The following is an 8,985-nucleotide window of genomic DNA, read 5'->3' on the forward strand; positions in this document are numbered from 1 at the left end:
ACGGGCCCCCCCCCCCCTCCTGGGGGGCCCCCGCGCCGTACTAGCGGGCGGGGGGCGCCCCCGGGCGGCCCGGGGGGCCCGGGGCCCCCGGCGCGCCGCGTCCGGGGTCGGCACGGAACCGTTCCGCCACGCGACGGCGCCGGATCACGCTCGGCGTGGCCGCGGCGGCGCTGGCCGCGGCGGTCGGGGTCGGAACCTGGGCGGCCACCTCCGGCGACGACGGGGGCGCCACCCCGCAGGACACGAAGAACTCGGCGCCGACGGCGCCGTGACGGCCGGGGCGCCGGGGCCCGCCACCGCGGCCCGCCCGGGCCCGCCGGCGGCGCCCGGCACTCCCCGGTTGGCGGAGCCGTTACGCTGGGAGGCGTGGCAGTCGTCGATGTATCCGAAGAGCTCAAGTCCCTCTCCTCGACCATGGAGTCGATCGAGGCCGTTCTGGACCTCGACAAGCTGAGGGCAGACATCGCCGTGCTCGAGGAGCAGGCGGCCGCGCCGTCCCTGTGGGACAACCCGGACGAGGCGCAGAAGATCACCAGCAAGCTGTCCCACCTCCAGGCCGAGGTCAGGAAGGCGGACACGCTGCGCGGCCGGATCGACGATCTCGCCGTGCTGTTCGAGATGGCCCAGGAGGAGGACGACCCGGACGCCCTCGCGGAGGCCGAGTCCGAGCTCGTCTCCGTCAAGAAGGCGCTCGACGAGATGGAAGTGCGCACGCTGCTCAGCGGGGAGTACGACGCCCGTGAGGCGCTCGTCAACATCCGCGCCGAGGCCGGTGGCGTCGACGCCGCCGACTTCGCGGAGAAGCTCCAGCGGATGTACCTGCGGTGGGCGGAGCAGCACGGCTACAAGACCGAGATCTACGAGACGTCGTACGCCGAAGAGGCCGGCATCAAGTCGACCACCTTCGCCGTGCAGATCCCGTACGCCTACGGCACCCTCTCCGTGGAGCAGGGCACGCACCGGCTCGTACGCATCTCCCCCTTCGACAACCAGGGGCGTCGGCAGACCTCCTTCGCGGGTGTCGAGATCCTCCCCGTGGTGGAGACCACCGATCACATCGAGATCGACGAGTCCGAGCTGCGGGTGGACGTCTACCGGTCCTCCGGTCCCGGCGGCCAGGGCGTCAACACCACCGACTCCGCGGTGCGCCTGACCCACCTCCCCACCGGCATCGTCGTCTCCTGCCAGAACGAGCGGTCGCAGATCCAGAACAAGGCGACCGCGATGAACGTCCTCCAGGCCAAGCTGCTGGAGCGGCGCCGCCAGGAGGAGCAGGCGAAGATGAACGCCCTCAAGGGCGACGGCGGCAACTCCTGGGGAAACCAGATGCGTTCGTACGTCCTGCACCCCTACCAGATGGTCAAGGACCTGCGCACCGAGTTCGAGGTCGGCAACCCCGAGGCCGTGTTCAACGGCGAGATCGACGGGTTCCTGGAAGCCGGAATTCGCTGGCGCAAGCAGCAGGAGAAGTAGGTTTGTCGACAAGGCAACCGCCCCTGAATCAGGGGCGGTTGCCTTTTAGGTCACATTCACAGCACCGATGTCGCGCAAAGCCCCCTGACTTGGACATTGCGTGCGCAACGACCTTGACGCTGCTGGGAAAAATGGGGAAGGTGCAGTGTGGCATGCGTATCTGCGGGGCGCATGTGAACCGGGGGGCTTCAGCTAGATCTCAGCTACCTCCGTCGATCCAGCCCCGAGCGCGGCCTCATCGACGATTCAGCTACTGGGGGTAGCAACCATATGACGAAGAAGACACGGATCCGGGTCGCGCGCATAGCCGCCGGTGCCGTGATCGCCGCGGGCGCCTCGCTGACGGTCGCCGGGGTCGCCTCGGCCGCCGGGGACGAGGGTGGCTTCAGCGGCCTTGTCGCGACCGTGGGGGGCCCTGAAGAGCCGGGTACGGGCGGCGAACCGTGTGACATCGTCACCGCTCCTGACTGCGACCCGACCACGACGGGCGGTTCGTCCACGACCGGTGGTTCGACCAGCACGACCGGAGGTTCGGGCTCGACCGGAGGCACCGCCTCCGTCGGCGGCTCGGTGTCGATCGGCGGGACCAGCTCGACGGGCGGTACCGGCACGACCGGCGGCTCGACGACCACCGGCGGTTCCACCACGACGACCGGCGGTTCCACCACCACGACCGGTGGTTCGTCCACCACGGGCGGTTCGTCCACCACGGGCGGTTCGTCCACCACGGGCGGTTCGTCCACCACCAACGGCGGTTCCACCAACGGTGGTTCGTCCACCACGGGCGGTTCGTCCACCACCACCGGCGGTTCCACCACGGGTGGTTCGTCCACGACGACCGGCGGCACCGGCACCACCGGTGGCAGCTCCACGACGGGCGGCGGCTCGACGACCGGCGGCGACGACTCCACCGGCGGCTCCGCCGCCACCGGCGGTTCGGGCGGCACCGGTGGCTCCACCGTCGGCGGCACCGGCACCGACGGCGCCTCGACCCAGGAGGTCGGCAGCTCCGCGCTGACCGACACCTCGGACGCGGCCGCCGACACCACCGCGCAGGGCGGTGGCAAGGAGCTCGCCGAGACCGGCGCCGGCGAGACCACGTTCCTGATCATCGGCGCCGCCACCATGATCGCCGGCGGCATCGGCTTCCGTGTGCTGCCGCGTCTCGCGGCCGGTCGCGGCGGGGCCGCTGCCTGACCGTGGGTAGCCGCGTCCGTACATGACGTACGCGCGAAGGGGCCCGGAGCGATCAGCTCCGGGCCCCTTCGACTGTTCCGTCCGGGACTACGCGGTCTGGTGGGCGAGCAGCGCCAACGCCGCCACCAGCACCGCCAGCAGCGCGATCAGCGCCATGGGGTTCAGATTCGCGAGGAAGTTGTCCTGTTGCTGCAGCCGCTCACGGTTCGCGCGGCACACGGGGCACCGGCCCTCGCTCACGGGCGCAGCGCAGTTAGCGCACACCAGCCGGTCGTACGTCATGCGCCTCGCCCTCCTTGCACCGGTTCCATCGACACAACGCTTCGGGGAACGGGAACGTTCCCCCTCCACTGTGCCAGGTTCCTCCGGGGGCCGCGCGGCTCACCCGAAGAGCGGAGGGTGGACAAAGTCCCGTACAAAAACGTACAAGCCCCACTCAACCCCTTGCGACGCCTGCGCCGCCCTCCCCGGTTCGCGTATGGTCACGCTCATCTACCCCCGGCGACCCGTGGTGCATCCGTGATCCGATTCGACAACGTCTCCAAGGTCTACCCCAAGCAGACCCGCCCCGCACTCAGGGATGTCTCCCTCGAGGTGGAGAAGGGCGAGTTCGTCTTCCTCGTCGGGTCCTCCGGCTCCGGAAAGTCCACTTTCCTGCGGCTGGTCCTCCGTGAGGAGCGCACCAGCCACGGTCAGGTGCACGTGCTGGGCAAGGACCTCGCCCGCCTCTCCAACTGGAAGGTGCCGCAGATGCGCCGCCAGCTGGGGACCGTCTTCCAGGACTTCCGGCTGCTGCCGAACAAGACGGTGGCGGAGAACGTCGCCTTCGCGCAGGAGGTCATCGGCAAGTCCAAGGGCGAGATCCGCAAGTCCGTGCCGCAGGTGCTCGACCTCGTCGGGCTCGGCGGCAAGGAGGACCGGATGCCGGGCGAACTGTCCGGCGGCGAGCAGCAGCGCGTGGCCATCGCGCGCGCCTTCGTGAACCGGCCCAAACTGCTGATCGCGGACGAGCCCACCGGCAACCTCGACCCGCAGACCTCCGTCGGCATCATGAAGCTGCTCGACCGGATCAACCGGACGGGCACGACCGTGCTGATGGCCACTCACGACCAGAACATCGTGGACCAGATGCGCAAGCGCGTCATCGAGCTGGAGCAGGGCCGCCTCGTCCGTGACCAGGCGCGCGGCGTCTACGGCTACCAGCACTGACCGCCCCCGCCATCGCGCCCGCCCTCGCGGGCGTCCCCGGAAAGGCCTGAACAACACGCCATGCGCGCCCAGTTCGTACTGTCGGAGATCGGCGTCGGTCTCCGCCGCAACCTGACGATGACCTTCGCCGTCATCGTCTCCGTCGCCCTGTCCCTGGCGCTCTTCGGCGGGTCGCTCCTGATGAGCGATCAGGTCAACACGATGAAGGGCTACTGGTACGACAAGGTCAACGTCTCGGTCTTCCTCTGCAACAAGAGCGACGCCGAGTCGGACCCCAACTGTGCCAAGGGCGCGGTCACCGCTGACCAGAAGAAGCAGATCAAGTCCGACCTCGACAAGATGGCCGTCGTCGAGAAGGTGACGTACGAGTCGCAGGACGACGCGTACAAGCACTACAAGGAGCAGTTCGGCGACTCCCCGCTGGCCAGCTCCCTCACGCCGGACCAGATGCAGGAGTCGTACCGCATCAAGCTGAAGGACCCGGAGAAGTACCAGGTCATCGCGACCGCCTTCGACGGGCGGGACGGCGTGCAGTCCGTGCAGGACCAGAAGGGCATCCTGGACAACCTCTTCGGACTCCTCAACGGCATGAACTGGGCGGCGCGCGCGGTCATGGCGCTGATGCTCGTGGTGGCCCTCATGCTGATCGTCAACACCGTGCGCGTCTCGGCGTTCAGCCGTCGGCGCGAGACGGGCATCATGCGGCTCGTGGGCGCCTCCGGGTTCTACATCCAGGCGCCGTTCATCGCCGAGGCCGCGGTCGCCGGACTCATCGGCGGCACGGTCGCCTGCGGATTCCTGGTGATCGGCCGGTACTTCATCATCGACCACGGCCTGGCCCTGTCCGAGAAGCTGAACCTGATCAACTTCATCGGCTGGGACGCCGTGTTGACGAAGCTTCCGCTGATCCTCGCGACCAGCCTGCTGATGCCCGCACTGGCCGCGTTCTTCGCGCTGCGCAAGTACCTCAAGGTGTGACGCACGCGCCTCGGAGTGTGACGCACGCCCCGCAGGGCCGTGCGGTCAACCGACCGTACGGCCCTGCGCGTTCCCCTAGACTCACCGCCATGTCAGGCCGTGATCCGTTCTGTCAGCCTCGCCGTCTCGGCCGCGGGGCCGCCCTGACCTTGGTGTTCGCGAGCGTGCTCGTCGCCGGGGCGGCGACCGGATCGCTGCCGCAGCAGTGGGGGGAGGGACATGCCGGCTCCTCCGGCGCCGCCGCGTCCACCGCCGCCGGGCACGCCGAGGACGTGACGCGGGCCGCCGAGAAGGCCGCCGCGGACGGCAAGTCCCCGATGGAGGCCGCCGAGCGCGCGGTCAGCCGCAGCGGGGACCGCTGGGCGGCCGTCTACTCCGAGGGCGAGTACCAGGAGTTCGAGGACTCCCTCGACGGCCGGTACACCGGCGTCGGCCTGGAGGCGCGGCGGGAGCGGGACGGCCGGATCGAGGTGACCAAGGTGCAGTCCGGGTCGCCCGCGGCGGCCGCCGGGGTCCACGCGGGTGACCGGCTGCGCAGCGTCGACGGACGGTCCGTGGACGGCCTCCCGGTCACCGAGGTCGTCTCCTTGTTGCGCGGCGACGTGAAGGACGCGCCCGCAGGAACCGCCGTCCGTCTGGGCCTGGAACGCGGCACGCGCGCGTGGACCGAGACCCTGCGCCGGGCGCTGCTGTCCACGGACTCCGTCGCCGTCCACGAGGTCTCCGGCGGCGTCACCGTCATCACCGTCGCCGCGTTCACCAAGGGCGTCGGCGACAGCGTCCGGGGCGCCGTCGCGCACGCCCCGTCCGGCGCCGGGATCGTGCTGGACCTGCGGGGCAACTCCGGCGGGCTGGTCACGGAGGCCGTCACGGCCGCGTCCGCCTTCCTCGACGGCGGCCTCGTCGCCACCTATGACGTCGACGGCGACCAGCGCGTCCTGCACGCCGAGGCCGGCGGCGACACCGTCCGTCCGCTGGTCGCGCTCGTCGACGGCGGCACGATGAGCGCGGCCGAGCTGGTCACCGGCGCGCTGCAGGACCGGGGCCGCGCGGTCGTGGTGGGCTCGCGCACCTTCGGCAAGGGCTCGGTGCAGATGCCGCGCCGGCTGCCCGACGGCTCGGTCGCCGAGCTGACCGTGGGGCACTACCGCACCCCGTCCGGCCGGGCCGTCGACGGCCGGGGCATCACACCCGACCTGGAGGCGGACGACGGGGCGCTGCAGCGGGCGCAGACGGTGCTGAGTGGACTGGGCGACGCGTCCTGAGCGGACCGGGGCGGGCACGCTGCGGGCGTTCCGCGCGCGGTCGCGTAATCGGCTTTCCCTCAGCCCGCCTCCGGATGCGAAAATGGCGGGACTATGAGCAAGGGAATGTACGTACCGAAGGAGTCCCAGCCGAAGCAGGGCGGGGCGGCCGCGTCCGGCAAGGCCAAGGACGGCAAGCGCAAGATCGTCGCGCAGAACAAGAAGGCCCGGCACGACTACGCGATCGTCGACGTCTACGAGGCGGGCCTCGTCCTCACCGGCACCGAGGTCAAGTCGCTGCGCCAGGGCCGCGCCTCGCTGACCGACGGCTTCGTCCAGATCGAGGGGGACGAGGCGTGGCTGCACGCCGCCCACATCCCCGAGTACAGCCAGGGCAGCTGGACCAATCACTCCGCGCGCCGCAAGCGCAAGCTGCTGCTGCACCGTGAGGAGATCGACAAGCTGGCGGTGAAGTCCGAGGAGACGGGCCACACGATCGTGCCCCTCGCCCTGTACTTCAGGGACGGCCGGGCCAAGGCCGAGATCGCGCTGGCCCGGGGCAAGAAGGAGTACGACAAGCGGCAGACCCTGCGCGAGAAGCAGGACCGCCGGGAGACGGACCGGGCGATCGCGGCGGTCAAGCGCAAGCAGCGCGAGGCGTAGCCGAACGGGCACAGCCGAACGGGCACAGCCGGGCGGTCCGGCCGGGCGGGCACAGCCGCCGGGCCTGCGGCCCACCGGGTGCACGGCCCCGGGAGGCCTCCGGGAATACAGTGGCACCGACGGGCGTTGGTCACGTACGATGTCAGATGTGCCCCGCAGTGGGCACGGGCCCTCCTCGGAGGGATTGAAAAATCAACATGGGGATGATCGGTTTCGACAGCGACTGTTGAAGCAGGGGAAGCGTGTCGAGGAAGCGGCAATGATCTCGTAAACCATATGTCGCAAAAAATAATCGCCAATATCAAGAGCGATTCCCAGTCCTACGCCCTCGCTGCCTAATAAGCAGTGAGTGTAGGACCCTTAATGGGTGTCAGCCCGGAAGTGTTCCCGATCCGGATCCTGGCATAATCTAGGGGACTAAACCATCGAGCCCGGTCACGGGGTTCGATGGGAAATCAAACAGTGACTGGGCCCGTCGGCGACTTGTTCGCGTGATCGCCGGGGCCGAGAAAATCACAGCGAACTGCACACGGAGAAGCCCTGATTCTGCACCGTTGGACGCGGGTTCGATTCCCGCCATCTCCACTCATCCCATGTGACATGAAGACCCCGCCCCTCTCAGGGGGGCGGGGTCTTCTGTTTTTCCTGACTTCCGTCTGCCGGCCGCGTCCGCGGGCGTCAAGCAGGTGCGGGGCCCGACTCCCCGTGGGCGTACCCGTCTCGCGGGGCGCTGACGGCCCCCGACGGGCAGGACGCCACGGGAGCCGCTCGGCCGATCACGGACGAATAGTGCAAATTCACCTTGTGCGGTACGGGGCTTTCCAGCCATGCCTGGGCCGATGCCCGCCGCTCCCCTTCTTCCGGCCCCTTTGTCCGCACATGTCGCCGGTTGGTCCAAAGGGACTGGTCCCTTCGGCGCGCGGTGGGCTTCGATGTCCCGCGGGCCGGCGTGACGTCTCCGCAGTGGAGTTCCGATGGTCCGTCAAGGGCCTGTTTTCAGCCATAGGCATGAACATGACTTCTGACCATAAATGACACAACGCAAACAGAGGGCCCATGCCTGCGCTAGATTCGTCGACCTGAGCGCAATGGGGTAAATGGGGCGCGAGAGCCAGGTGGGGGCCTGGTTCCATCGGCTGTGCTCAGGGTCGTGGTCACCCAGAACAGTTCCGTGGGGGGAAGTGCGCAAGTGAAGAATTGGCGAGAAGACGCCCAACCGAAGTGGCCGGAGGCGGCACCCCCGACGCGGGACGTGCCGGTCGTGGGGGCAGCATTCCAGAGCTTTTCCGGGGCCGTGGGGCAACCTCTGATGTCCGCGCCGGGAGAGAGCGGAAGATACCGGTCCCTGATGGACTTACCACGAGAAAACGGACCGCTTCCGGCCTCGAAGGTCTCGAACGGGCTTTCCGAAAACGAACGGTCGAGCGAGCTGCGCGACCCCTGGGGAGAGCTCCCCGGCGGCTCGGCCGGCGAGGACCACGACGCCGGAGAGGTGACGGTCCAGCTCGATCCGCTGCAGCGGGGGCGGGCCGACGGTTCCGAGTCGGCGTCCGACGTCCCGGTGTTCGTCGACGAATCGGGCCGGCGCAGCCGCACGTTCCGTCGCATCGGCATCCTCGTGGGCACCGCCTGCGGGGCCTATGCCGTGGTCATCGTGGCCGCCCTGCTGTCCGGCAACGCCGGCGCGCCCTGGCTGCCGCTCCCCGTGCCGGGCAAGGCCGACGACAAGCCGGCGGCCGGCAAGGTCGACAGCACGTCGGCGCCCGACGACTCCGGCGCCCCCCGGCCCGGACGGCCCGGATCCGGGCTGCCCGCCGACACGGGGGCCCCGGCCTCCGCGCAGGGGGCGGCGTCGGGCAAGCCGGGGTTGAGCGCGGCGCCGACGGCCTCGGGAAGCGCGGCTCCGTCGGCCGGGCCCTCCGCCGCGACGCGGCCGGCGTCGAGCGGCTCCCCTCGCCCGAGTTCCAGGCCAACGGCCCTGGCCTCCTCGGCGCCCGGCCCGAGCAGTCCGGTGGTCGCTCCGACGCCGTCCGCGCCACCGCCCGCCTCGTCACCGGCCGCGTCCCCGCCGTCGGCCGCCTCGCCGTCCCCGGCCGCAGGCGCCTCCACCACCGTCGCCGGCGGCCCGCCGGAACCGGCCCCGGCGGCCTCCAGCCCGGCAGCCTGAGGCGGGTCCGCCGGGACGCCGACGGACGCGGTGCAGCCGAGCCCGGGCCGATCG

7 protein-coding genes, 1 other RNA gene and 2 pseudogenes are annotated in these 8,985 nt (G+C 70.2%); 8 read left to right on the forward strand and 2 right to left on the reverse strand.

Annotated elements, in window-relative coordinates; genetic code table 11:
* Positions 1–77 precede the first annotated feature (77 nt).
* The 3 genes and pseudogenes from ACFVYK_RS21370 to ACFVYK_RS21380 form a co-directional block, all read left to right on the forward strand.
* A pseudogene (locus ACFVYK_RS21370) lies at positions 78–272 on the forward strand (serine/threonine protein kinase); the annotation flags it as partial.
* Between the two features lie 94 nt (positions 273–366).
* Positions 367–1,473, forward strand: a complete 1,107-nt coding sequence (gene prfB / locus ACFVYK_RS21375) for a peptide chain release factor 2 (RefSeq protein WP_389776228.1) — start codon at positions 367–369, stop codon at positions 1,471–1,473.
* A gap of 270 nt (positions 1,474–1,743) precedes the next feature.
* Positions 1,744–2,670: a hypothetical protein gene (locus ACFVYK_RS21380; RefSeq protein WP_389776231.1), complete on the forward strand. Its 927-nt coding sequence runs from the start codon at positions 1,744–1,746 to the stop codon at positions 2,668–2,670.
* Between the two features lie 87 nt (positions 2,671–2,757).
* Here ACFVYK_RS21380 and ACFVYK_RS21385 read toward each other — a convergent pair whose 3' ends face one another.
* Positions 2,758–2,952 (reverse strand): hypothetical protein, encoded by a 195-nt coding sequence (locus tag ACFVYK_RS21385; RefSeq protein WP_389776234.1) that lies wholly within the window; start codon positions 2,950–2,952, stop codon positions 2,758–2,760.
* Positions 2,953–3,189: 237 nt separating this feature from the next.
* Between ACFVYK_RS21385 and ftsE the strand changes: the two genes are divergently transcribed.
* The 5 genes from ftsE (at position 3,190) to ssrA (ending at position 7,352) form a co-directional block, all read left to right on the forward strand.
* Positions 3,190–3,879: a cell division ATP-binding protein FtsE gene (ftsE, locus tag ACFVYK_RS21390; protein ID WP_020132390.1), complete on the forward strand. Its 690-nt coding sequence runs from the start codon at positions 3,190–3,192 to the stop codon at positions 3,877–3,879.
* Positions 3,880–3,939: 60 nt separating this feature from the next.
* Positions 3,940–4,857 (forward strand): permease-like cell division protein FtsX, encoded by a 918-nt coding sequence (gene ftsX / locus ACFVYK_RS21395; RefSeq protein ID WP_389776236.1) that lies wholly within the window; start codon positions 3,940–3,942, stop codon positions 4,855–4,857.
* Between the two features lie 89 nt (positions 4,858–4,946).
* Positions 4,947–6,122 (forward strand): S41 family peptidase, encoded by a 1,176-nt coding sequence (locus ACFVYK_RS21400; protein ID WP_389776238.1) that lies wholly within the window; start codon positions 4,947–4,949, stop codon positions 6,120–6,122.
* Between the two features lie 93 nt (positions 6,123–6,215).
* Complete coding sequence (smpB, locus tag ACFVYK_RS21405; RefSeq protein ID WP_389776241.1) at positions 6,216–6,764, forward strand: SsrA-binding protein SmpB; 549 nt, start codon at positions 6,216–6,218, stop codon at positions 6,762–6,764.
* A gap of 199 nt (positions 6,765–6,963) precedes the next feature.
* Positions 6,964–7,352: a transfer-messenger RNA gene (gene ssrA / locus ACFVYK_RS21410) on the forward strand.
* Positions 7,353–8,402: 1,050 nt separating this feature from the next.
* On the opposite strand, the pseudogene ACFVYK_RS21415 reads toward ssrA, so the two are convergent.
* Positions 8,403–8,985: pseudogene (locus ACFVYK_RS21415) on the reverse strand (hypothetical protein); the annotation flags it as partial.

Source organism: Streptomyces sp. NPDC058291, assembly GCF_042880855.1.
Taxonomy (GTDB): domain Bacteria; phylum Actinomycetota; class Actinomycetes; order Streptomycetales; family Streptomycetaceae; genus Streptomyces.

Coding starts and splice junctions, on each gene's coding strand:
- ACFVYK_RS21380 (WP_389776231.1), top strand. CDS start 1,744: ATGACGAAGAAGACACGGATCCGGGTCGCGCGCATAGCCGCCGGTGCC.
- ACFVYK_RS21385 (WP_389776234.1), bottom strand. CDS start 2,952: ATGACGTACGACCGGCTGGTGTGCGCTAACTGCGCTGCGCCCGTGAGC.
- ftsX (WP_389776236.1), top strand. CDS start 3,940: ATGCGCGCCCAGTTCGTACTGTCGGAGATCGGCGTCGGTCTCCGCCGC.
- ACFVYK_RS21400 (WP_389776238.1), top strand. CDS start 4,947: ATGTCAGGCCGTGATCCGTTCTGTCAGCCTCGCCGTCTCGGCCGCGGG.
- smpB (WP_389776241.1), top strand. CDS start 6,216: ATGAGCAAGGGAATGTACGTACCGAAGGAGTCCCAGCCGAAGCAGGGC.